The sequence below is a fragment of the Microbacterium testaceum StLB037 genome (assembly GCF_008763945.1).
Taxonomy (GTDB): Bacteria; Actinomycetota; Actinomycetes; order Actinomycetales; family Microbacteriaceae; genus Microbacterium; species Microbacterium testaceum_G.
Genome location: NZ_VTQH01000003.1, coordinates 25900 through 48513 on the forward strand (window position 1 = coordinate 25900; position 22614 = coordinate 48513).

Genomic DNA, 22614 nt, shown 5'->3' on the forward strand with positions numbered 1-22614 from the left:
GGAGTCGGCCTCAGCGGGAGGCGGCGGCGTTGACGGCGTCGACGATGCCCTGCGGGCTGCCCTTGCCGGCGAACAGATCCACCACGGCGACGTTCAGGGCGTTGCCGACGTTCTGCCCGTACAGGGTGTCGAGCCAGACCGAGACGTAGGGGGCGTCGGTGTACGCCTTCAGCGCGGACTGCAGGGCGGGCGTGGTCACGGCATCCGTCGCCTCGCTGGAGGCGGGGATGGTCTGGAAGGCCGCGGCGTACGCTTCCTGGTTCTCCTTGGTCACGAGGAAGTTCAGGAAGTCGGTGCACTGCGCGGGGGCGTTGACCCAGCACGAGTAGCCGTCGACGCCGCCCATGATGGCGCCCTTCTCTCCCTTGCCGCCCGGCACCTCGGGGAAGGGGAACCAGCCGAGGTCGGCGAGCGGCTGCTCGTCGGGGGTGAGCGAGGCAATCACACCGGGGTTCCACGCGCCCATGAGCTCCATGGCGGCCTGGTGGTTGGCGAGCAGACCCGCCGACGAGCCGGCGCCCTGCTGGGCGGCGGTGGTGAGGAAGCCGTCGTTGAAGGGCTGCGTCTGCAGGAACGACTCGAGGTTCTCTCCCGCCTGCAGCCAGCACGGGTCGTCGAAGCTGCGGCTCTGGGCCGCCTCGTCGAGGACGTCCTTCGAGCAGGCGCGGAGCGCGAAGTTGTAGTACCAGTGCGCGGCCGGCCAGGCGTCCTTGGCGCCGACCGCGATCGGGGCGACGCCGGTGGCGCGGATCTTCGCGTCGGCCGCCTGGAGTTCGTCGATCGTGGCGGGGGCGGCGGTGACGCCGGCCGCGGTCAACAGGTCCTGCGAGGTGAAGATGCCCGAGGGGAGCACGGCCACGGGCATGCCGTAGTTCTTGCCGTCGACCTCGAAGGCCCCGAGCGAGGTGCCGAGGGCGGTCTTGGCATCCGCGGAGATCTTGTCGGTGAGATCCATCGCCTGGCCGGCTGCGACGATGTCGGCGAGCTTGCCGCCGCCGCGGGCCATGAACAGGTCGGGGGCGTCGCCGGCGTTGAGGGCGGTCTGGAGCTTGCCGTCCATCTCCTCGTTCTGCAGGGACTGGATGTCGATCGTGACGCCGGGGTTGGCCGCCTCGAACGCCGCCGCGGTGTCCTCCCAGTACTTCTTGCCGTCACCGGTGGTCGAGTTGTGCCACAGCGTCAGTGTGACCGAGCCGTCGGCGTTCTGCCCGCCGCCGCCCGCGGCGCAACCGCCGAGGGCGAGGGTCCCGGCGACGGCGAGGGCCGCTCCGGCGAGGATCTTGCGCGTGTTCATGTGATGCCCGTTTCTCTTCGTCGAGGTGCGCCGCGGGGCGCGTCGGTTGTTCGGCTGCTCTGCCGGTCGTTCCTTCGTGCGCTTCTCGGGGTCTGCTGCCCGCCGAGGTGTGAGCAGTGTCACCCGGGGGTGAAGAGGTCGTCAAACGTTTTCGAAAATGATTTCCACGCTAGGGTCGGATGCCATGACCAGACGCGCGACAATCCACGACGTCGCCGCGGCGGCCGGGGTCTCGGTGGCCACGGTGTCGAAAGCGGTGAACGGGCGCTACGGGGTGTCGCCCGAGACGGTGGGTCGGGTACTGGACGCCGTGAAGACCCTCGGGTACGAGTCGAGCCTCGTCGCCAGCAGCATGCGCTCGCGCCGGACCGGCGTCATCGGGGTGCTCGTCGCCGACATCGAGCCGTTCTCGGCCGAGATCCTCAAGGGGGTCGGGGGAGCGCTCTCCGACACCGGATACGACCTTCTCGCCTATACCGGCGCGCGCCGAGACGGCGAGGGGTGGGAGCGCCGCTCGCTCAGTCGGCTGAGCGGCACGCTCATCGACGCCGCGATCATCGTCACCCCCACGGTCGTCGGCGTCTCGGGCGAGGTGCCCATCGTGGCGATCGATCCGCACACGGGCCGGGGAGACCTGCCGACCGTCGAATCCGACAGCTACACCGGCGCGCAGCAGGCGGTGCACTACCTCGTGCAGCTCGGTCATCGGCGGATCGGGTTCATCGCGGGGCGGCCGGATCTGCGTTCCGCCGTCGCGCGGGCCTCGGGATACCGCGCCGGCCTCGCGGCCGCCGACATCGCGTTCGACCCGGCGCTGGTCGGCGTCGGTCGCTACGAGCAGGACGTCGCCCGCGAGGCCGCCGAGGCCATGCTCGCGCTCGACGACCCGCCCACCGCGGTGTTCGCCGCCAACGACCTCTCGGCGCTGTCGATCATCGAGGTCGCCGCAGCGCGCGGGCTGCGCGTGCCCGACGACCTGTCCGTGGTCGGCTTCGACGACGTTCCCGAGGCCGCTCGCGCGCAGCCCGCCCTGACCACCATCCGTCAGCCCATGAAGCGCCTCGGCGCGGAGGCCGTGCGGATGGTGCTGGCGCTGCTCGCGGGCGAGACCCTGACCGAGACGCACATCGAACTGCCGACGCGCCTCGTCGCGCGCGGGACGACCGCGCCGCCGCGCTCGCGCTGACCTCGGGCGAGCGCCCGCTCAGCGCGTGGCGAGCCGGTAGAGCACCTCGGGCCGTCCCCGAGCCCCGAAGCGGTGCGACACGTCGACCTCGCCGCGCGCCACGAGCACGTCGAGGTACCGCCGCACGGTGGCGCGCGAAGCCCCCGACGCGGCGGCGATGTCGCGGGCGCTCGCCGGGGTCACGGGGTGGAGAGCGGCGCGGATGGTGTGCATGGTCGACTCGGCGAGGCCCTTGGGCAGGAGAGCGGTGGATGCCGGCACCGCGCGAACCGGAGCGGTCACGGGCCCGACGAGTCGGTCGATATCGCCCTGGCCCATGCTCACGGGCACTTCGGCGGGGCGGGAGGCGCGGCCGATGCGGTACTCCTCGAGGCGACGCACGAACGCCTCGCGGGTGAAGGGCTTGGCGAGGTAGCCGACCACGTGAGCGGCAGCCGCCTGCCGGATGGTGAGGGTGTCGCGCGCGGAGCTGATGACGAGCACGTCGACGGCCCACTCCCGCACGAGCCGCAGCCGGTGCAGCACCTCGACGCCGCTGAAGTCCGGCAGGTTCATGTCCAGCAGCACGAGGTCGACGTCGGTCCCCGTCGCCAGCGCCGCTCCCGCAGCCCCCGACCGCGCCGTTCCGACGAGCCGGAACCCGGGCAGCGACTCGAGGTAGGCGGTGTGCAGCCGCACCACCGCGGGGTCGTCGTCGACGATGATCGTGCGGATCACGGCATCCGGGATCACGCCGGCACCCCCGCATTCGGCAGGTCGACGGTGAAGCGCGCCCCGCCGAGGGGGGACGTTCCGACGGTGATCGAGCCGTCGCGCGCCCCGATGACGCGCCGCACGAGGTCGAGCCCGACGCCTCGGCCCGCGGAGCCCTTCGAGCTGAAGCCGCGGTCGAAGATCCGCGCGAGGTCGGCGGGCGCGACCCCCGGTCCGTCATCGGCGACGTCGATCGTGAGGCGCTCGTCTCCCGCGAGCACGAGCACGTCGATGCGTCCCCCGGCCCCCGCGGCTTCGGCGGCGTTGCGCACGAGGTTGCCGACGACCGTGAGCACGTCGTCGTCGATCGCGCCGCGGGGCACGAGGCTCGCCGGGTCGACGCGCAGCCCCGGGTGCTCGCTCGACAGCCCCTCGAGGAGGGCGCGCAGCGCCGGGTCGTCGATCGACAGGCCGGATGCCACGGGCGCCAGGCCCCCGATATAGGTCAGCGCCTCGCCGGTCTCGCCCTCGGCGACCAGCCCCCGGATCACGTGCAGCCGCGTGTGGAACTCGTGCGTCTGGTCGCGGAGGGCGCCGGAGATGCGCCGCTGCGTCTCGAGTTCGCGCGCGTCGGCCTCGAGCCGCCGGACGCGTCGCCGCAGGGCTGCGGTCAGAGCACCGCTCAGCACGACGCCGAGCACGATCGATCCGGCCACCCACGGCAGCAACCCGCCGAGGGCCTCTTCGTAGCTGCCCGAGATCTCGGATTCGAGGACGCCGACCGACGCCGTGCCGATGACCGACGCGTCGCCCGCGCGCACCGGGACCTTCGCGCGAAGGCTTGGACCGATCGTGCCGGTCTCGGTGCCGAGGAACGTCTCGCCCGCCAGCACGGCCGTGGCATCGGTCGAGACGCTCCGCCCGCGCTCGGCGGGGTTGGGGTGGGTGAGCCGGATGCCGCGCGCGTCCGTCACGACGACGTAGTCGACCCCGGATGCCGCGGCCACGACGTCGGCGAGGGGTTGCAGCTCCGCGGTGGCGGCGTCGGCGTCGAGCAGCACGGCGCGCTGCACCTGATCGAGCTCGACGAGGCTCCGGGCGACATCGAGCACGCGCTCCTCGGTCGCGGCGCGGATGCTGCGCTCCTGCACCCGGACCGCGACGAGGGTGGTGGCCAGCACGCACACCAGCACGACGGCGCACTGCAGGGCCAGCAGCACGGCCAGGCGCACGCGCACCGGAGCGCGCTCGGGGCGGACGGTCGACATGGGCACCTCCTCGTGCCGGGTGGTTCGTCTCGGCTGCTCGCCGGGAGCGGAACGTCGTGAGCATCAAAGAGCGCAAAGCCCTCCGAACGCGCCCCCGGGGGAGAGGCGCTGACAACCTAGCTTCTCATCCGGCAACGACGATGTCCCGGGAGGGCTTGATGCACGATCCGACGCCAGCAGAGGCGGCACAGCCCGCGCGCTCACCTCGACGCCGCCGCATCGCGGGCGCGATCGTCGGTGTCGTCGCCGCGGCCCTGTTCGTGACGGCGGGCGTGAGCGCCGCGGCGACGGGCGGCGTGGCCAACCCCCGCACGAAGCTCACGATCGTCGCCCCGGCCGCACCGGGCGGCGGGTGGGACACCTTCGGACGCGAGGCGCAGCAGGTGATGCGCGAGGAGGGGATCGCGGGAGCCGTTCAGGTGATGAACATCCCGGGCGCCGCCGGCACGATCGGCCTCGGCGCGGTCGCCGAGATGGGCGATCGGCACGACATCATGCTCGTCACCGGGGGCGTGATGGTCGGAGGGGTCATCGTCAACCGCTCGCCCGTGAGCCTGGAGGACGTCCGACCCATCGTGCGTCTCGCCGACGACTACAACGTCCTCGTCGTCCCGGGCGATTCGCCGTTCCAGACCCTCGACGACTTCATGCAGGCGTTCCTCGCCAACCCCGAGGGCACCGCGATCGCGGGCGGCTCGCTCGGCGGCATCGACCACCTGCTCGCGGGCATGCTCGCCCAGCAGGGAGGGATCGACCCGCAGCGCGTGAACTACCTCGCCTACCCGGGCGGCGGCGAGGTCGTCACTTCGCTCCTGTCCCACACCACCCAGGCGGGTCTCTCGGGCTACAACGACTTCCGCGACCAGATCGAGTCGGGCAACCTCCGTGCCCTCGCCCTGTCGTCCGAAGAGCCGCTCGACGACGTCGCCGTGCCCACCTTCCGCGAGCAGGGCGTCGAGGTCGCGATGTCGAACTGGCGCGGGCTCGTGGCGCCTCCGGGCATCGACGACGAGGTGCACGCGGAGCTGGTGGCCATGGCATCCGAGATGCGCGAGACCGACGCGTGGAAGGAAGTGCTCGCCCGCAACAGCTGGCAGGACAGCTTCTTGGCCGGCGAGGAGTTCGCCGCCTACCTCTCGGCCGAGACCGAACGCACGACCGCGATCATGAAGGAGCTGGGTCTGTGACCGAACCGTCCACCCTCACCACGGGGTCGTTGCGCGTCCAGCGCACGCCGCGTTGGTACACCGGTCGAAGCGAGCTGGTGGTCGTCGCGGGCGTGTTCGTGCTCGCGGCGTTCATGACCTACGGCACCGTGACGATGCGCGTCCCCGCCGACGTCGCCTTCCCCGGTCCGCAGTTCTTCCCGATGCTCGTGAGCGGCTTCCTGTGGCTCGCGGGAGTCGGACTGCTGGTCGAGGTGCTGCGCACGACACGCCGCTCGCACGTCGCCGACGACCCCGTCGAGATCTCGAACGAGATGCTCGAAGACCTCGGCGCGATCGATGCGACCGGAGAGATCCGCGTCGTCTCTCCCGAAGACGTCGCGTCCTCGGCAAAGCCCGCGGCGATCGACTGGCGCACGCTCGGCATCACGGTGGCGGCCCTCGCCGTCTTCATCGTCGCGCTGCCCGTGCTCGGCTGGCTCATCTCGGCCGCCGCGCTGTTCTGGGTGCTGTCGTGGGCGTTCGGCAGCCGCCGACCCCTGCTCGACATCGGCGTCTCGGTCATCGTGTCCTCGCTCGTGCAACTCGCCTTCGGCGCGGGCCTGGGCCTGTCGCTTCCCGCCGGCATCCTGGAAGGACTCTCGCCGTGGATCAATTGATCAACCTCGCCGACGGGTTCGCGGTCGCCTTCACGCCGCAGAACCTGCTGTTCCTCGTCATCGGCGCCGTCCTCGGCACGGCCGTGGGCGTGCTGCCCGGCCTGGGGTCGGCGATGGCCGTCGCTCTGCTGCTGCCGGTCACCTTCAGCCTCGACCCCACCGGCGCGTTCATCATGTTCGCGAGCATCTACTTCGGCGGGCTCTTCGGCGACTCCACGGCCGGCATCCTGCTCAACACCCCCGGCAATTCCTCGGCGATCGCGACGACCTTCGAGGGGCATCGGATGGCCAAGAGCGGCCGGGCGGCCAAGGCCCTGGGCACCTCGGCGATCGGCGCGTTCATCGGCGGAACCATCGCGTGCGTGCTGGTGGTGTTCTTCGCGCCCTACATCGTCGAGCTCGCCAAGGTCTTCGGCCCGGCCGAGTACTTCGCCCTCGCCGTCTTCGCGTTCGTCGCGATCTCGGCCGTCGTCGCCGACTCGATCGTCCGCGGACTCGTGGCACTGGGCCTCGGTTTCGCCCTCGCCCTCGTCGGCATCGACGGGATGACGGGCGCCGAGCGCTTCACCGGCGGCAGCCCGGTGTTCTTCGACGGCATCTCCATCATCGTCATCACCGTGGGTCTGCTCGCGATCGGCGAGGTGCTGCACGTCTCGTCGCACATCCGTCGTGCCGGCGGCCCCGGCGAACTCGTCGCCCCCAGCGGCTCGCCGCTGCTGTCGAAGCGTGAGTGGCGTCAGGCCCTCCCCGCGTTCCTGCGCGGCACCGCGTTCGGCGTGCCCTTCGGGGCGATCCCCGTCGGTGGCTCCGAGGTTCCCACCTTCCTCGCCTACGGCACCGAGAAGCGTCTGGCCCGCCGCCGCGGCGACACGGACTTCGGCTCGCGCGGAGCGATCCAGGGCGTCGCCGCCCCCGAGGCCGCGGGCAACGCGACCGCGGGCTCGGCCATGGGCGCCCTGCTGGGGCTCGGCCTGCCCACCTCGGCGACGGCCGCGATGATGATCGCCGCCTTCCAGCAGTACGGCATGCAGCCGGGTCCGCTGCTGTTCGAGCGCTCCGGCGATCTCGTGTGGCCGCTGCTGGCGAGCCTGTTCCTCGGGCTCATCATCCTGCTGATCATCAACCTGCCCTTCGCCGCCGTCTGGGCGAAGCTGCTGCTCATCCCGCGCCACTACCTGTACGCGGGCATCACGGTGGTCGCGATGCTCGGCGTCTACGCCATCGCCTCCCGAGTGGTCGACCTGTGGCTGGCCGTCGCGATCGGCGTGGTCGGCTTCGTGATGCGCCGGTTCTCTCTGCCCCTGGCTCCGGTGCTCATCGCCGCGATCCTCGGGCCGATGGCCGAGACGCAGCTGCGCCGCGCGCTCGCCGTGTCGGAGGGCGACCCGTCGATCCTCGTCGCCTCGCCGCTGACGATCGCGCTGTACGCCCTGCTGGCCGTCATCGTCACGGTGAGCGTGCTGCAGCATGCCCGTCATGCGCGTCGTGAGCGCATCGCCGAGGCGGCCCGCCGCGACGAGCCGGTGCCCGCCGTCCGTCGCTGAGGTTCGCAGGGCCAACGCCTGCCGTCGCGCGAAACGCCCGCACCGCCCGTCGCGGGCCGCACCGCCCTCGCACTCCGGTACCGTCGAGGTGTGCCCACCGCCAGCAGTAAAGACGACGAGGTCGACCTCCTCATCGACGCCTGGTCGCAGTTGCTGCCCGACATCGATCTGACGCCCCTCGATGTGATGTCGCGCCTGCGCCGCGCGGCCTTCCACCTGTCGAAGCTCCGTGCCAAGGCCTTCGCGAGCGCCGACATCGCCGTGTGGGAATTCGACGTGCTCGCCGTGCTCCGCCGCGCCGGCACCGAGCTCAGCGCGACGCGCCTGATCACCGCCACGATGATCGGCAGCGCCGCCATGACCAACCGCCTCGACAAGCTCGCCGAGCGCGGGCTCGTCAACCGCCGCCCCAACCCCTCCGACGGACGCGCGATCCTCGTCGCCATCACCCCCGAGGGGATCGAGCGGGTCGATGCCGCGATGACCGAGCTCGTCCGCCTCGAGGCCGAGGCCCTGCGCGACGTGAGCCGCCAAGATCAGGCCCTCCTCGCGAGCGCCCTGCGCGTGCTCGCCGCGGGCGAGACGCACGAGGCGTGATCGACCTCGCCACCGCTCTGACCGAGCGCCCCGTCGTCCTCGACGGCGGCCTCGGCACGCTGCTCGAAGCGCGCGGCAACGACGTCACCTCCGCCCTGTGGTCGGCGCGGGTGCTGCGCGACGACCCCGACGAGGTGCGCGCCGCACACGCCGAGTTCGTCGCCGCGGGCGCCGAGGTCGTGATCACGGCGTCGTACCAGATCGGCTTCGGGGGAGAGATCCCGGATGCCGAGGTCGAGGCGCTCCTGCGCCGTTCGGTGTCCGTCGCGCGAGACGCCGGCGACGTGGTGGTCGCGGCATCCGTCGGTCCGATCGGAGCGCTCCGCGCCGACGGGAGCGAGTACACCGGCGCATACGGGCTCTCGCTCGCCGAGCTGCGCGAGGCCCACCGCCGGCGCCTCGATCTGCTCGCGGGTGCCGGAGCCGACGTGCTCGCGGTCGAGACGATCCCCTCTCCGCTGGAGGTGGAGGCCCTCACGCTCGAGCTCGCGGCGCTCGAGATGCCCGCGTTCGTCAGCCTTTCGGCCGACAGCACCGGTTTCGCGGAGCCCGGGGCGCTCGCCGCGGCGCTGCGTGCAGCGGCATCCGCTCCCGGTGTCGTCGCCGTGGGGGTGAACTGCTGCGCCCCCGCGTCGGTGCTGCCTGCCCTGGCTGCCGCCCCGGGCCTGCCGCTGGTGGTCTACCCGAACACGGGCGAGACGTGGCATGCCGCGACCCGCACGTGGCACGGCGGCGCCGCCCCGCTCGCCGATGACGCGCCCGGTTGGGTCGCCGCGGGCGCGCGCCTGGTGGGCGGCTGCTGCCGGTCGACGCCCACCGACATCGCGGCGATCGCCGCCGCCGTGCGCTGACAGCGCGCCCCGCCCCATCCGCCCGCCCCGCCCCCGCCCGACCCGCGTGGGGCGCCAAGAAGTGTCGCTTCCGGGGGCGCCGAAGCGACAATTCTTGGCACCTCACGCGCGATGAGGAGAAGCCCGGCTCAATCGAAGTCCGCCGCCAGGGCATTGCGGTGGTATTCGAAGATGATGCTCGTGCGCGTCGAGGCGACGCTGTGCCGAGCCGAGAGGTGATCGACGACGAAGCGGCGCACGGCGGAGGAGTCGTCGACGGCGATGTGCACGAGGAAGTCGTCGGCACCGCCGAGGAAGAACAACTGGATCACGTCGGGGTGACGGCGGATCTCGTGCGCGAACGCGCGGATGCTCTCCTGCCGCTGCCCCGGGCGGAGGGTCACCCCGACGATCGCCTGCAGTCCCCGTCCCAGACGGCTCTGGTCGACGGCGGCGTGGAACCCGGTGATCAGCCCGCGGTCGACAAGGCCCCGCAGGCGGGAATGAGCGGTGGATGCCGCCACCCCGAGCTCCTCGGCGAGGGCGGCGTTCGTCATCCGCGCGTCGGCCGACAGCAGCTCGATGATGCGCTGGTCGAGGGGATGCAGGTCGTCGTCGGGCACCGTAGATCCTTCGCGTCGGACGGGGCGTGACGCCCGCGGCATCCAAGGATATCGCTCTCGTTGGGCATTTTGCCGAAGAATCTGCGGAGAAACACCACGGAAATGATCTTTCCTGCGATCCTCTCGACAACGCTCATCCGCTCGAGGAGGAACCCATGCGCGTCTCCGTGCCCACCGAGATCAAGAACAACGAGAACCGCGTCGCCATGACACCCGCGGGCGTCGATGCGCTCGTCCACCGTGGTCACGAGGTCTTCGTGCAGGCGGGCGCGGGCGAGGGCAGCGGCTTCTCCGACGAGCAGTACCGCGCGGCCGGTGCGGAGATCGTCGACACCGCCGAAGAGACCTGGGCGCGTGCCGAGCTGCTGGTCAAGGTGAAGGAACCCATCGCCCCCGAGTACGGCTTCCTCCGCCGCGACCTCACCCTCTTCACCTACCTGCACCTCGCCGCCGACCGACCGCTGACCGATGCCCTGATGGCAGCGGGCACCACGGCCGTGGCCTACGAGACCGTCCAGACGCCCGACCGCGCGCTGCCCCTGCTGGCCCCGATGAGCGAGGTCGCGGGTCGCCTGTCGATCATCGAGGGCGCCCACCACCTGCTCCGGGCCTCGGGCGGTCGCGGTCTGCTCCCCGGCGGCGTCCCCGGCACTCCGCGGGCGAAGGTCGTCGTGATCGGTGGCGGCGTCGCGGGCGAGCACGCCGCGGCCAACGCCCTCGGACTCGGCGCGCGCGTGACGGTGGTCGACATCTCGCTGCCCAAGCTCCGTCAGCTCGAGGAACGCTTCGGCGGTGCGATCGAGACGCGCGCGTCGACCCGTCTCGAGATCGCCGAGCAGCTCGCCGACGCCGACCTCGTGATCGGCTCGGTGCTCATCCCCGGCGCCGCAGCGCCGAAGCTCGTCACCGACGACATGGTCGCCGCGATGAAGCCGGGCTCGGTGCTCGTCGACATCGCGATCGACCAGGGCGGCTGCTTCGAGGGCTCGCACCCGACCACCCACGACGCGCCCACCTTCCGCGTGCACGGCTCGCTGTACTACTGCGTCGCGAACATGCCCGGCGCGGTGCCGCACACCTCGACCCGGGCGCTGTCGAACGCCACCCTCCCGTACATCACGCGCATCGCCGATCAGGGCTGGGAGGCCGCGGCATCCGCCGATCCCTCCCTGGCGAAGGGGCTGAACGTGCGCGCCGGCGTCGTCGTGAACGAGGGCGTGCGCGCCGCCTTCGACCTCTGAGTCCGTTCACGATCCCGGATGCCGTGCCCCCGGCCCACCTCTCGCGTGAGTGTCCGGAACACCCGGACACTTTTCCCAAACGTCCGGGTGTCTCGGACACTCAACGGGCGGCCGACGCCCGGCCCTACCCGCGCACCCAGGCGTAGGTGATCTCGGGTCGGCCCTGGCCGCCGTAGCGGGGGACGCGGCGGACGCGTCCCACGTCGGCGAGGTGCTCGAGGTAGCGGCGGGCGGTCACGCGCGACATGCCCTCGCTCTCGCCCACCTCGGTCGATGACACCGCCCCGTCGGCGGTGCGCACGCGGTCGGCGACGGCGTGCAGCGTCTCGTCACTGAGGCCCTTGGGGAGGTCCGGCGCGCTGACCGTGCGCAGCGACCCGAACAGGGCGTCGACCTCGGACTGCGTGGCTTCGCCGGCCGCGCGGTCGAGCCCCTCGACGTAGGAGCGGTACGCCTCGAGGCGGTCTCGGAACGCCGCGAACGTGAACGGCTTGATCAGGTACTGCACCACCCCGATCGACACGGCCGCGCGCACGGTGGCGGCATCGCGCACCGCCGTCACCGCGATGATGTCGACGCGCGAGCCCGTCGCTCGCAGCCGTCGCGCGACGTCGAGGCCCGAACCATCGGGCATGGTCATGTCGAGCAGCACCAGATCGATCCGGCGCTCGGGGTCGGCCAGGGCGGTGACGGCGGCGCGTGCGCCGGATGCATGCCCCGCGACCTCGAACCCCGGCACGCGCTCGACGTACGCGCTGTGCAGTTCGAGGGCGAGCGCATCGTCGTCGACGACCAGCACGCGGATCACGGGACCACCGCCTCGGCGACGGCGGGGAGGAAGACGCGCACGGTGGTGGGGCCCTCGACCACCTGCAGCGTGCCGCCGTGCGCGGCGACGATGTCGCGCACGAGCGCGAGACCGACACCCCGGCCGCCGGGGGAGTGCGCGGGCTTGGTGGAGGCGCCGAACGCGAAGGGGTCGACGAGCGCGGGGTCGAAGCCCGCTCCGCTGTCCGAGACCTCGAGCACCACATCGCCACCGCCCTCGCGCAGCGTCGCGCGCACCCAGCGGGGGTCGGCGCCGGCCGCCGCGGCATCCAGGGCGTTGTCGACGAGGTTCCCGACCACCGTCACCGCTTCGCCCACGGCGAGGGGGAGCGCGGGCGTCGGCTCGGCGACGTCGAGGTCGAGGCGCACCCCGCGCTCGGCGGCCTCGTCGAGCTTGCCGAGCAGCAGAGCGACCACGACGGCGTCCTCGTCGTCCGATACCAGGCGGTCGGCGAGCTCCTGGCGGTCGCCCGTCGAGGCCACGATCAGTCGGCGGGCCTCGTCGACGCGCCCGAGCTCGAGCAGCGCCAGCAGGGCGTGCAGGCGGTTCCCGTGCTCGTGCGTCTGCGAGCGAAGGGTGTCGCTGAGGGTGCGGACGCCCTCGAGCTCGCCGAGCAGCGCCTGCAGCTCCGACCGGTCGCGAAGGGTCATGACCCGGCCACGTTCGGGTGCCCGACGGCCCGAGAGGTCGCGTGCCTCCTCCTGATTGACGAGCAGGACGCGGTCGCCGTTGACGACGGTCTCCTCGACCATGCGTCGACCGGTCGCGATGGCCTCGGCGAGGCCGGCATCCATCTCGATCTCGCGGGGGTCGATCGAGACCTGCCCGCTGGTCGCCGGGGGCAGGCCCAGCAGGTCGGCGGCCTCGTCGTTGTAGAGCACGATCCGCCCCGAGCGATCGGTGACGACGAGCCCCTCGCGCAGCGAATGCAAAACCGTCTCGTAGCTTTCGACGAGACGCGACAGCTCGGCGGGCGTATACGAGCCGGTGACGCGTCGGGCGCTCCGTCTCACGTACAGAGCGCCCAGCACCCCCAGGCCCACGATGACGGCGGATGCCAGGACGATCAGCGGCGCACGAGCGGCGATGTCCTGCTGCACGGCGCCGAGGGTCACCCCGACGGCCACCAAGCCCACGATGGCGGAGTTTCCTTCGCCCCCGGCGCGGATCGGCGCGATGGTGCGGACCGACGGGCCGAGGGTGCCCTCGTAGACCTCCGTGTAGGTCTGCCCGGCCAGCGCCTCGGTGCGCGAGCCGAGGTACTGCTCGCCGATCTCCGACCGGTTGCGATGCGTGAGGCGGATGCCGTCGGGGGTCATGATCGTGACGAACGACAGGTCGGCGTCGGAGAGGATCTGCTCGACCATCGGCTGCAGGGTGCCGGAATCGCGCTGCGCGACGAGAGCGGCCACATCGGGTTCGTGCGCGAGCGTCTCGGCCACCGAGCGCGTCACCTTCTCGGCCTCGCGCTGCCCCGAATCGCTTAACTGCAGCGACAGCAGCGCCGCCAGAACGCCCGCGACGAGGATGACGACGCCCAGCGACACCAACGCCAGGCGTCCGCCCACGCTCAGTCTCATCGCTCCGCCCTTCCGCGCGCCTGCCGTGAACAATACGACCACAAATCGCCCGGACGGCTCGCGTCGATCAAAGTCGTCACATCAACCCGGCGCCCCCGCCGGACTCAACGAAGGCGTTAGAAAAGGGGAAGTCGCTCATGGCACTCTCACTCCGCACCACCCGAGACGGTCGGCCGCGCAAGAAGATCGACCGCAATCACTGGCTCTACATCTCCGTCATCGTCGCGGTCGTCGCCGGTGTCATCGTCGGCCTCGTCGCCCCGCAGTTCGCCACGGCCCTCGAGCCCATCGGCAAGGGCTTCGTCAACCTCATCAAGATGATGATCGCCCCGGTCATCTTCTGCACGATCGTCGTGGGCATCGGCTCGATCGCCAAGGCCTCCACGGTCGGCAAGATCGGCGGCCTGGCGATGGTCTACTTCCTCGTCATGTCGTCGTTCGCCCTGATCATCGGCCTCGTCGTCGGCAACATCATCCACCCGGGCGACGGTCTGAACATCGCGGGCGCTCAGTACGACGCACCTGCTTCCGAGGCGACCTCGACGCAGCAGTTCATCCTCGGCATCATCCCCACCACGTTCTTCTCCGCCTTCACCGGCGGCAGCATCCTCCAGGTGCTGTTCATCGCCCTCCTCGTCGGCTTCGCCCTGCAGGGCATGGGCGAGCGCGGAGCGCGCATGGTCGAGGGCATCCGCAACTTCCAGGTGCTGGTCTTCCGCATCCTGGGCATGATCCTGTGGCTCGCGCCCATCGGCGCCTTCGGCGCCATCGCCGCGGTCGTCGGTAAGACCGGCTTCCAGGCCGTGATCAGCCTCGGCATCCTGATGGGGGCCTTCTACATCACCTGCTTCCTCTTCATCGCCGTGGTGCTCGGCACGCTCCTGTACGTCGTGACGCGCGTCAACATCTTCACGCTGATGAAGTACCTGGGTCGCGAGTACCTGCTGATCGTCGGCACCTCGTCGTCCGAGGCCGCTCTGCCCCGCCTCATCGCCAAGATGGAGCACCTCGGCGTCTCGAAGCCGGTCGTCGGCATCACCGTTCCGACCGGGTACTCGTTCAACCTCGACGGCACGGCCATCTACCTCACGATGGCGTCGCTCTTCATCGCCACCGCGATGGGTTCGCCGATGTCGATCGGTGAGCAGATCGGCCTCATGATCTTCATGATCATCGCGTCGAAGGGCGCCGCCGGTGTCACCGGCGCCGGCCTCGCCACCCTCGCCGGTGGCCTGTCGGCCTACCGCCCCGACCTGGTCGACGGCGTCGGCGTCATCGTCGGCATCGACCGTTTCATGTCCGAGGCCCGTGCCGTGACGAACTTCACCGGCAACGCCGTGGCCACGATGCTCATCGGCGTCTGGACCAAGCAGTACGACGGACAGCGCGTCCGCGAGGTGCTCGCCGGCAACATCCCGTTCGACGAGACGCTGCTGACCGGCCACGACCACTCGGCGACTCCCGCGGCGGATGCCAAGGAGCAGGCGTCGGCAGAGGCCGGCACGGGACCTGCGGCCACGGTCGACACGCAGTCGCTCGACGCGTTCCGCGCTCAGGCGGAGGCGGAGGCAGTCGCTCGGGGTCGCTCGTGACCCTGACGCACCACACCTCGGCGGGGGCGGCTTCGGCCGCCTCCGCCCCGGCGCGTGTCGACCTCGCGCGCACCTGGATGCTCCGCTCCCCGCTCGCGGGAGGACTCGAGACCGCGGCCGACGTGCTCGTCCTCGACCTCGAGGACGGCCTCCCCGCGGGCCGCAAAGCCGAGGGCCGCGACCGCGTCCGGCGGGCAGCCGCCGAAGAGTCGGTGTGGCTGCGCATCAGCGCCGCCGGGACGCGCGACGGGGAAGACGACCTCGCCCTCGGTCGCGAGCTCGGCGACCGCCTCGCCGGCGTCGTGCTGGCCATGTGCGCCGGACCCGACGATGTGGCCCATGTCGCGGCATCCCTCCCCTCCGGCTCTCCGATCGTCGCGATGGTCGAGTCGGCCGCGGCGCTGCTGGCCGCCCCCGCCATCGCCGCCCACCCCGCGACCCGCCGCCTCGCCTTCGGCACCGGCGACTTCCGCCGCGACACCGGAATGGCCGCCGACCGGATCGCGCTGTCGTGGCCCCGCGCGCAGCTCGTCGTCGCCTCGGCAGCGGCCGGCATCGCGGGACCGATCGACGGCCCGTGCGGTCCGGTCGACCAGGCGCGGGAAGCCGCCCTGCACGCGGTCGCGATGGGGTTCACCGGCACGCTCGCGCTTCAGGATGCCGCCGTCCCCGGTGCGCACTCCGGATTCACGCCGGCGCCGGCCGACGTGGAGGCCGCTCGGTCGCTGCTCTCGACGACGCCCGACGGTCCGGTCGACGGCTCCTACGCGCCGACCCTGGCTCGTGCGCGAGCCCTCGTCGAACGCGCGGAGGCGCTGGCGGCGCTCTGACGGAGCAGCCGGTTCAGAGCCCCGTCAGCTGCGCCGGAACCACCGCCGGCGGCGGGGTGCTGCCGCCACCGCGGCCGCCTCGACACGGGCCCGCCGCCTCTCCAGCCACGCGGTCACCTCGGCCTCGACGTCCACCGTCGGCGTCACCACCGGCGGTCCGCCCTGCAGCTGCCGTCGGGCTTCGATCACGCGACGGTTGAAGTCCTCGACCGCTTCGCGGACGTCGGGTTCGCGCGCGATGGCATCCAATCGCTCCGCCATCTCGGCGTGCTCGACGCGCAGGGTCAGCGCGGGAGGGCCTAGGCCGGTCAGTTGCTCGGTCTCGATCTTGCGGCGGATCCACCAGTCGGGGTCGTGCGAGGTGCCCAGGTCGGGGAGGGGCTTGCCGGCTCCCGGGAGGTTGTCGAACTCGCCGCGGCGGATCGCCTGCTGGATCGAGGTCTCGACGAATGCGGCTCGCTCGGCCGCCGTGGAGCCCCGCGCGGGGCCTTCGGGCTGCGCGGACTCCGTCTCGAGACCGGCATCGCGAAGCTGACGGTCGAGGCGGTAGCGCTCGGCGGCCTGGCGGGCGTCGTCGCTCACGCGGCCTCCCGTCCCTCCCGCTGCAACCGCGCCAGCCGCTGCCGCGCCATGTCCTGGGCGCGCGGGCCCGAGCCCAGAGCGCGTTCGGTCACGCGCAGGATCACGCGCGTGAGCGTCAGGACGGGAAGCGGCCAGCGCCGCACCCCGAGCATCGTGCGGTACCGGCGGGGGATGGTGGCCACCGCCGCGGCGAAGAGCACGCGATACGACAGGCCCATCAGCCCGGGGAACGGCGGTTTGCGCAGGAACCGCACGACGTCGGCCACGCGTTCGTCCCCGCGCAGTTCACCGCGGTCGGCGAAGCCGTCGATCTCGGCGCGCAGGGCGTCACGCGTGAGGGGAGGGTCGACGACCCGCATGAGCCGGCCGGCCGTCGCCCAGTCCGCGACGTACGCGTCGGGGCCACCGGGGATGGGCGTGCGCGACACCTCGTGACCGGCGAGGAAGGCGTCGGTGAACGCCAAATGCACCCACCGGACGAGGTCCGCCGCCTCGGCGGTGTACGCGCGTTCGCTCCCGTCCCCGGCGATGTACTCGCCTTGCACGCGGCGGTGGAACCTCCCGACGCGTGCGGTCTCGGCATCCGCCTGCGTCTTCGATCCGTACGTCAGCGTGATGACCCACCGGACCGTGCCGGTGAGTCGCCCGATCGGATCCTCGCGGTAGCGCGACCAGTCGTGTACGCCGGCGAGGGCTCCGGGGTGCAGTGCCTGGAGGAGAAGGGCCCGGATGCCGGCCACCAGGGTTCCCATGCCGGCGTGCACGGTCCACGCCGGGCCGTTCTCGACGAAGTAGCCGGTGTCGTCGCCGTCGGCGATGGCGCGCACGTACGGTGCCATGCCGGTGGGATCCCCCGCGAGGGCGACGAGGATCTTGCCGCGCAGCGACTGGATCCAGCCGGGCACGGGTTTCGGAGCGTCGATCGTCACTGTTCCAGCGTGCCACCGTCTGAGCGGGTGGGCTCCGTGGAGGCGCTCAGTGACCCTCGTGCGAGATGACGGGGACGGTGCCATCGTCGCGCAGGAGCACGGCGTTCTGCGTGGCCCCGAGGGCCGGAGTGACGACCACGGCGATGACGGCGGCGGCGACGAGAAGGCCGACCACGCTCATCGGCTGCGCGGTGCGCGTCGACGTGGAGTCCCGCCCGAGGCGGCGAAGGTGCACGGCGCAGGTGGCGCCGACGATGACGAGCAGAGCGGATGCCGCGGCGACGCCGAGGATGCTCGTGTGCGCCGGGGCGGCGAACATCAGCGCCGCAGTGAGGGCGAAAGTGACGAGGGCTCCGGCCAGGGCGGCTCGTGGGACCACGAGACGCCCGGCGGAGAGCGCGGCCGCGCCCCACGTGAGGGAGGCGAGACCGAGGATCACCATCCCGATTCCGAGGCCGCTTGCGACGGCCCCGGAATCGGGACGGATGATGGCACCCGCGCCGAGGGCTGCGGCGATCAGGCCGGCCCCCCACGCGGATACGGAGGGCCACGACCGCACGAAGGTCGCGGCAGTCATGCTCAGACCGCCGCGGTGCGCGGGACGTTGCGCTCGGTGCCGAGGCCGACACCCAGCAGCACGACAGCGCTCGCGAGGTGCAGGAAGTGGTCGGGCACGTTCAGCGCGAGGATGTTCGCGGCGGTGCCGACCAGGAAGAAGCCGACGATGCCGAGGAGCAGGTATACGGCGCCGACGGTCGTGTTGACGCCCTTGGCGGCGCGTGCGTTCGCCAGGCCGGCGACGAGCAGGGCCCCACCGATCAGCAGGTGGGCGATGTTGTGCAGCGGGTTGACCTCGAAGATGCCGAGGAGCAGTCCGCCCTGGGTCGCGATGAAACCGACCCCGCCGGTGACGGCGAAGCCGAGGAGACCGACGAGCAGGTAGACAGCGCCGAAGACGGTGGCCACGAGACGGTTGGGTGATGAGCTCATGATGAACCTCCCAGAGTGTTGGCAGCGACCGTCCGGCCGCCTCCACACATCTTCGGAGACAATGCTCGATTCGGATTGGGCTTTGCGCGCACCGGGGTGACTCGGGTATGCATCCGGAAACGACAGAAGGCCCCCGAGTACTCTCCGAGGCCCTCCGCAACAGAGTCGACCATAGAGAGGGCCCCTTCTCGACCGGAGGGGATTGCAATTCTTCCGCTGTTCACCTACGCCGGCATCTGCCACACTCTGGCCATGCGTTTCGAGACCACTCTCCTGCAGATGGGAAACAACACGGGCATCGAGGTGCCGCCCGAGGTGCTGGGCGACCTCGGCGGCGGCAAGCGCGCCGCGGTCGTCGTCGAGGTGAACGGCTTCACCTTCCGCAGCACGATCGGGTCGATGGCCGGTAAGGCCCTCATCCCCTTCTCCTCCGACAAACGTGCCGCGACGGGACTCGAGGGAGGGGATGCCCTCTCCGTCGAGCTCACCCTCGACACGGAGCCGCGCACGATCGAGGTGCCCGACGACCTGGCCGCGGCCCTGAGCGCGGCCGGTGCACGCGAGGCGTTCGACGCCCTCTCGCCCAGTGCGCGCAAAGCCCACGTCACGAACGTCGAGACCGCCAAGGCCGCCGACACCCGCACCCGTCGTATCGATGCCGTGGTGGCGAAGCTCACCTGAGCGATCGAGGCGCCCCGGACGATAGCCTGGACGGGGAGGTCACGTGGGGCGCACGAAGGAGGCCATCGCCGAGGGACTGTCGATCGCGACAGCCGCGGCGCGGCTCGCCGTGCGCAACCGCATCCTCGTCGACACGATCGCCCGCGGGGGCCAGTTCGACGGCGAGGTTTTCGCCGAACTGGCGCGCGAGACGCTGCGTTCCCTTGCCGACGAGCAGGACCAGGCCGCCGAACGCGTGACTCATCAGCGCAAACGCGCCTGGGGGCGGTTCTCGGACTCGTCCGGCACCCACGACTACCGCGACCGCGACACGCGCAACCTCCGCCGTCGCGCGAAGCAGTCCCGCGGCGTCGCGAAGGAGTTGCGCGCTCTCGCCGACGATCCCGAGCGGGTCAAGGCCCTGGTCGGGGATGCGCGGATCGCCGCCTGGGGAGATGTCGAGGCGAACCTCAGCCAGAGGCTCGACGTCGAGGGCATGACGGCGGATGCCGATCCCGAGTACGCCCAGATGCGCAAGGCACGCATGGACGCGCTGCGCATGGTCGATCTCGCCCGCCTCGCCTCGCAGGCGAAGCGTCGGGCGAAGGAACGCGCTTCGGCCGAGGAGCCGGAAGCGGCGGATGACGCACCGGACCCCGAGTCGGGCAAAAGCGTCAAGAAGAAGAAGTCCGCCGCGCGCTGACCCGGTTTCCGGGCGGACCGGAGTAGCCTCGGCGCGAACGGAAGGCGGATGCCATGGCACAGCGAGCATCGGGACGCACGAGGCGCGTCGCCCGCCCGGGGTACGCCCTGGTTTCGGTGAGCGCCCGCGACGCGAACGGTTTCGTTCATCACTACGACGAGATCGAGACGCCCCTCGGCTCGCTGCACGAGGCCGTCGCGATTCTGCAGGTGCACTCGACGGCGATGGACGCCGCGCACGCGGAAGAGGCGGCCTCGGCCTGAGGGCGTGCGGACCGGCCGGGGTCCCGGCATCCGGGCACAGAAAAAGCCCCGGCGGAGTTTCCTCACGCCGGGGCTTTCTCTTACTGTCTCAACACAGTGTGCGCCCGAAGGGACTCGAACCCCTAACCTTCTGATCCGTAGTCAGATGCTCTATCCATTGAGCTACGGGCGCAGGGCCTCCGCGCGAAACGGCGCGCAGGCCGTGGTCCAGCATAGCCGGGACCACCGGAGACGTCTAATCGGCCCGGAACGGCGTGCATCCCGGGCGTGGCGCGACGGTGACGACCAGGTGTCTCGCCGGGGCGGGACGTACGCTGGCCGCATGAGCGCATACACCTCCGCGTTCGAGCTGTTCTCCATCGGGATCGGACCCTCGAGCTCCCACACCGTCGGCCCCATGAAGGCCGCCCTCCAATTCGTCGCGCGACTCGAGGACGACGGCGTCCTCGAGCGGGTGGCATCCCTCTCGTGCGCCCTCTACGGCTCGCTCGGTGCGACCGGTATCGGCCACGGAACCCCCGACGCGGTCGTGGCGGGTCTGCAGGGCCTCGACCCCGAGACCGTGGACCCGGATGCCGTGCGGCGGGCGTGGTCGGATTGGCCGGAGGGGCGCCCGCTGGCGCTCGCCGGCCGGCACGAGATCCCGTTCGCGAAGGCCGACATCGCGCTCGAACCGCGCACCCGCCTGCCCGGCCACCCCAACGCCATGACGCTCGTCGCGCGCGACGGCGAGGGGGCTGTGATCGCGGAGGACACGTTCTACTCCATCGGTGGCGGCTTCATCCGCCGTGAGGGTGAGCCCGCTCGCGTGGCCGCGGCACCGATGCCGCTCGACTTCGACGACGCGGCGACCCTGATCGAACTTTGCGACGAGCGCGGCATCACGATCGCCGAGGCCGCGCGGCTGAACGAGGCCGCGCTCCGCTCCGACGAGGAGATCGCGGCGGGCCTGGATCGCATCTGGGATGCCATGGCAGCCTGCGTGAACGCCGGACTCGAGAACGACGGCGTGCTGCCCGGCATCCTGAAGGTGAAAAGGCGAGCCGCGGTGATCCGAGGTCAGCTGGATGCCATCGAGGCGGAGGGGCACCGGGAGCTTCCGGGGGAGTGGCTCGGGGCGTTCGCCCTCGCGGTCAATGAGGAGAACGCCGCGGGCGGGCGCGTGGTCACGGCGCCGACGAACGGTGCGGCGGGGATTCTGCCCGCCGTCGCGATGTACTGGTGGCGTTTCCTGGCCGACTCGGGTCTCGGCGCCGGCAACGCCGTCACGCCCTACGGCGAACTCGTCGGCAGCGCGCTGCTCGGGTACGACGGTCACGCGGTGACGCGCGGCGAGGTCGCGCAGTGGGACGACGGCGATGTCGCAGAGGCGAATCGGCGGCGCGGCATCCGCCGATTCCTCCTCACCGCGACCGCTCTGGGGTCGCTGTTCAAGGCGAACGCCTCGATCTCGGGTGCGGAGGGCGGATGCCAGGCGGAGGTCGGCTCGGCGTGTGCGATGGCCGCCGGCGGCCTGACCGCGGTGATGGGCGGAACCAACCGGCAGATCGAGAACGCCGCCGAGATCGCGATGGAGCACCACCTCGGCCTCACATGCGACCCGGTCGGCGGTCTCGTGCAGATCCCCTGCATCGAGCGCAACGCGATCGCGGCATCGACGGCCGTGACGGCGGCGCGGCTCGCCCTGCGCGGGGACGGGTCGCACTACGTGTCGCTGGACGCCGTCGTCGAGACGATGCGCCAGACCGGCATCGACATGTCGACCAAGTACAAGGAGACGAGCGAGGGCGGCCTCGCGGTCAACGTCATCGAGTGCTGAGGCGGGTGCTCGTGGCGGTCAGTCCTGTCCGCGCAGCTTCGCGGTGAGGGCGTGCAGCTGGGCGAGTTCGTCGTTGTCGAGGCGGGCCATACGCTCGGCGATCGATCGGCCGTGCGCCGCGGCGATGCGGCGGAAGATGACGGCGCCGCTCTCGGTGGCCGTGACGAGCGAACCGCGTCCGTCCTCGGGGTCGGCGCACTTGGTCAGCAAACCTCGTGCGACCATGCGCTCGACCAGACGCGAGACGCTCGGCTGGCTGATGAGCATGTTGCCGGTGACGTCGCGCAGCCGTGCCGTCATTCGGGGGGCGCGCGTGACGGTGAGGAGCACGTCGTACTCGGCCTGCGTCAGCTCGGTGCTGTCGAAATCCGACCGGATGTCTTCGAAGACCTCGTGCTGGGCGCGGAAGAGGCTCTCCCAGGCCTGCACGGCGAGACGGCGATCGGTCATGAGTTCAGCGTAGAGCCGTCGAGGACCTGTCCGCCTCGCACGCGGGGCAAGAGTAAGGGCCGGTCGGAGAGGCTTCCGACCGGCCCTTGTCCCTGCACCAAGAGTGTCCTGCAATCACATGTCGGTAGCTGCCACAGCAAAACATCTACCGTGCATGCACTCTATAACGGTGAGGTAACGGAGGGGAAGAGGCTGCCGTTATATTTTCGTGATCGATTTCTGAAGCGCTTCCGGCGAGTGCCGCCCGGGCCGTCGCTGCGTATTCCGTCCCGCGGGTGGCGCATCG

General features: G+C 71.3%; 24 protein-coding genes and 1 tRNA gene. 13 read left to right on the forward strand and 12 right to left on the reverse strand.

Features of this window, described 5'->3' with window-relative positions; translation table 11 throughout:
• Positions 1 to 10 precede the first annotated feature (10 nt).
• A complete protein-coding gene (locus F9B98_RS12385; protein ID WP_150957926.1) occupies positions 11 to 1294 on the reverse strand; it encodes an extracellular solute-binding protein in 1284 nt (427 codons plus the stop codon).
• 184 nt (positions 1295 to 1478) lie between these two features.
• Between F9B98_RS12385 and F9B98_RS12390 the strand changes: the two genes are divergently transcribed.
• Complete coding sequence (locus tag F9B98_RS12390) at positions 1479 to 2480, forward strand: LacI family DNA-binding transcriptional regulator (protein ID WP_150957928.1); 1002 nt, start codon at positions 1479 to 1481, stop codon at positions 2478 to 2480.
• A gap of 18 nt (positions 2481 to 2498) precedes the next feature.
• Here the strand turns inward: F9B98_RS12390 and F9B98_RS12395 are convergent, their stop codons facing one another.
• Together F9B98_RS12395 and F9B98_RS12400 are read right to left on the reverse strand one after the other, a co-directional pair.
• A complete protein-coding gene (locus tag F9B98_RS12395; RefSeq protein WP_225310337.1) occupies positions 2499 to 3212 on the reverse strand; it encodes a response regulator in 714 nt (237 codons plus the stop codon).
• A complete protein-coding gene (locus F9B98_RS12400; protein ID WP_150957930.1) occupies positions 3209 to 4441 on the reverse strand; it encodes an ATP-binding protein in 1233 nt (410 codons plus the stop codon). Before F9B98_RS12400 ends, F9B98_RS12395 begins: the two co-directional genes overlap by 4 nt.
• Positions 4442 to 4599: 158 nt before the next feature.
• Between F9B98_RS12400 and F9B98_RS12405 the strand changes: the two genes are divergently transcribed.
• From F9B98_RS12405 to mmuM, 5 genes are all read left to right on the forward strand, one after another.
• Positions 4600 to 5628, forward strand: coding sequence for a Bug family tripartite tricarboxylate transporter substrate binding protein (locus F9B98_RS12405; protein ID WP_150957931.1), 1029 nt, complete (start codon positions 4600 to 4602; stop codon positions 5626 to 5628).
• On the forward strand, positions 5625 to 6266 hold the full coding sequence (locus F9B98_RS12410) for a tripartite tricarboxylate transporter TctB family protein (protein ID WP_225310338.1): 642 nt from the start codon (positions 5625 to 5627) through the stop codon (positions 6264 to 6266). Before F9B98_RS12405 ends, F9B98_RS12410 begins: the two co-directional genes overlap by 4 nt.
• Positions 6254 to 7810, forward strand: coding sequence for a tripartite tricarboxylate transporter permease (locus F9B98_RS12415; RefSeq protein WP_150957933.1), 1557 nt, complete (start codon positions 6254 to 6256; stop codon positions 7808 to 7810). The genes F9B98_RS12410 and F9B98_RS12415 overlap by 13 nt, the downstream gene beginning before the upstream one ends.
• A 90-nt stretch (positions 7811 to 7900) precedes the next feature.
• Complete coding sequence (locus F9B98_RS12420; RefSeq protein WP_150957935.1) at positions 7901 to 8407, forward strand: MarR family winged helix-turn-helix transcriptional regulator; 507 nt, start codon at positions 7901 to 7903, stop codon at positions 8405 to 8407.
• Positions 8404 to 9258: a homocysteine S-methyltransferase gene (gene mmuM / locus F9B98_RS12425; protein WP_150957937.1), complete on the forward strand. Its 855-nt coding sequence runs from the start codon at positions 8404 to 8406 to the stop codon at positions 9256 to 9258. The genes F9B98_RS12420 and mmuM overlap by 4 nt, the downstream gene beginning before the upstream one ends.
• Before the next feature lie 128 nt (positions 9259 to 9386).
• On the opposite strand, the gene F9B98_RS12430 is transcribed toward mmuM, so the two are convergent.
• Positions 9387 to 9860: an Lrp/AsnC family transcriptional regulator gene (locus F9B98_RS12430; protein WP_191966828.1), complete on the reverse strand. Its 474-nt coding sequence runs from the start codon at positions 9858 to 9860 to the stop codon at positions 9387 to 9389.
• A gap of 155 nt (positions 9861 to 10015) precedes the next feature.
• Between F9B98_RS12430 and ald the strand changes: the two genes are divergently transcribed.
• On the forward strand, positions 10016 to 11101 hold the full coding sequence (ald, locus tag F9B98_RS12435; protein WP_150957941.1) for an alanine dehydrogenase: 1086 nt from the start codon (positions 10016 to 10018) through the stop codon (positions 11099 to 11101).
• Positions 11102 to 11225: 124 nt separating this feature from the next.
• Here ald and F9B98_RS12440 read toward each other — a convergent pair whose 3' ends face one another.
• Complete coding sequence (locus F9B98_RS12440; protein WP_150957943.1) at positions 11226 to 11909, reverse strand: response regulator; 684 nt, start codon at positions 11907 to 11909, stop codon at positions 11226 to 11228.
• A complete protein-coding gene (locus tag F9B98_RS12445; protein ID WP_150957945.1) occupies positions 11906 to 13510 on the reverse strand; it encodes an ATP-binding protein in 1605 nt (534 codons plus the stop codon). Before F9B98_RS12445 ends, F9B98_RS12440 begins: the two co-directional genes overlap by 4 nt.
• A gap of 137 nt (positions 13511 to 13647) precedes the next feature.
• Between F9B98_RS12445 and F9B98_RS12450 the strand changes: the two genes are divergently transcribed.
• Positions 13648 to 15102 (forward strand): cation:dicarboxylate symporter family transporter, encoded by a 1455-nt coding sequence (locus F9B98_RS12450; protein ID WP_150957947.1) that lies wholly within the window; start codon positions 13648 to 13650, stop codon positions 15100 to 15102.
• Positions 15099 to 15932: an HpcH/HpaI aldolase/citrate lyase family protein gene (locus F9B98_RS12455; protein WP_150957949.1), complete on the forward strand. Its 834-nt coding sequence runs from the start codon at positions 15099 to 15101 to the stop codon at positions 15930 to 15932. Before F9B98_RS12450 ends, F9B98_RS12455 begins: the two co-directional genes overlap by 4 nt.
• Positions 15933 to 15956: 24 nt before the next feature.
• Here the strand turns inward: F9B98_RS12455 and F9B98_RS12460 are convergent, their stop codons facing one another.
• The 4 genes from F9B98_RS12460 to F9B98_RS12475 all read right to left on the reverse strand — a co-directional run bounded on the left by F9B98_RS12460 (position 15957) and on the right by F9B98_RS12475 (position 18433).
• Positions 15957 to 16514: a DUF1992 domain-containing protein gene (locus F9B98_RS12460; RefSeq protein ID WP_150957952.1), complete on the reverse strand. Its 558-nt coding sequence runs from the start codon at positions 16512 to 16514 to the stop codon at positions 15957 to 15959.
• A complete protein-coding gene (locus F9B98_RS12465; RefSeq protein ID WP_412177048.1) occupies positions 16511 to 17353 on the reverse strand; it encodes an oxygenase MpaB family protein in 843 nt (280 codons plus the stop codon). The genes F9B98_RS12460 and F9B98_RS12465 overlap by 4 nt, the downstream gene beginning before the upstream one ends.
• 136 nt (positions 17354 to 17489) lie before the next feature.
• The gene (locus F9B98_RS12470) at positions 17490 to 18020 is read right to left on the reverse strand and encodes a hypothetical protein (protein ID WP_150957956.1); all 531 of its coding nucleotides are present in this window, start codon (positions 18018 to 18020) and stop codon (positions 17490 to 17492) included.
• A 2-nt stretch (positions 18021 to 18022) separates the two neighbouring features.
• Positions 18023 to 18433 carry a DUF4383 domain-containing protein gene (locus tag F9B98_RS12475; protein ID WP_150957959.1) on the reverse strand — a complete coding sequence of 137 codons (411 nt, stop codon included), beginning with the start codon at positions 18431 to 18433 and terminating at the stop codon, positions 18023 to 18025.
• A 252-nt stretch (positions 18434 to 18685) separates the two neighbouring features.
• Between F9B98_RS12475 and F9B98_RS12480 the strand changes: the two genes are divergently transcribed.
• From F9B98_RS12480 to F9B98_RS12490, 3 genes are read left to right on the forward strand one after another with little or no spacing between them, the layout of a single operon-like run.
• Positions 18686 to 19114 carry a YdeI/OmpD-associated family protein gene (locus tag F9B98_RS12480; RefSeq protein ID WP_150957961.1) on the forward strand — a complete coding sequence of 143 codons (429 nt, stop codon included), beginning with the start codon at positions 18686 to 18688 and terminating at the stop codon, positions 19112 to 19114.
• Between the two features lie 43 nt (positions 19115 to 19157).
• Positions 19158 to 19796 (forward strand): asparagine synthase, encoded by a 639-nt coding sequence (locus tag F9B98_RS12485; RefSeq protein ID WP_150957963.1) that lies wholly within the window; start codon positions 19158 to 19160, stop codon positions 19794 to 19796.
• Positions 19797 to 19849: 53 nt separating this feature from the next.
• Complete coding sequence (locus tag F9B98_RS12490; RefSeq protein WP_150957965.1) at positions 19850 to 20059, forward strand: hypothetical protein; 210 nt, start codon at positions 19850 to 19852, stop codon at positions 20057 to 20059.
• Positions 20060 to 20158: 99 nt separating this feature from the next.
• Here F9B98_RS12490 and F9B98_RS12495 read toward each other — a convergent pair.
• Positions 20159 to 20231 (reverse strand) — tRNA-Arg (locus F9B98_RS12495).
• A 150-nt stretch (positions 20232 to 20381) separates the two neighbouring features.
• On the opposite strand from F9B98_RS12495, the gene F9B98_RS12500 reads away from it, so the two are divergent.
• Positions 20382 to 21878, forward strand: a complete 1497-nt coding sequence (locus tag F9B98_RS12500) for an L-serine ammonia-lyase, iron-sulfur-dependent, subunit alpha (RefSeq protein ID WP_191966829.1) — start codon at positions 20382 to 20384, stop codon at positions 21876 to 21878.
• Between the two features lie 18 nt (positions 21879 to 21896).
• On the opposite strand, the gene F9B98_RS12505 is transcribed toward F9B98_RS12500, so the two are convergent.
• On the reverse strand, positions 21897 to 22328 hold the full coding sequence (locus tag F9B98_RS12505; protein WP_150957969.1) for a MarR family winged helix-turn-helix transcriptional regulator: 432 nt from the start codon (positions 22326 to 22328) through the stop codon (positions 21897 to 21899).
• Positions 22329 to 22614 lie beyond the last annotated feature (286 nt).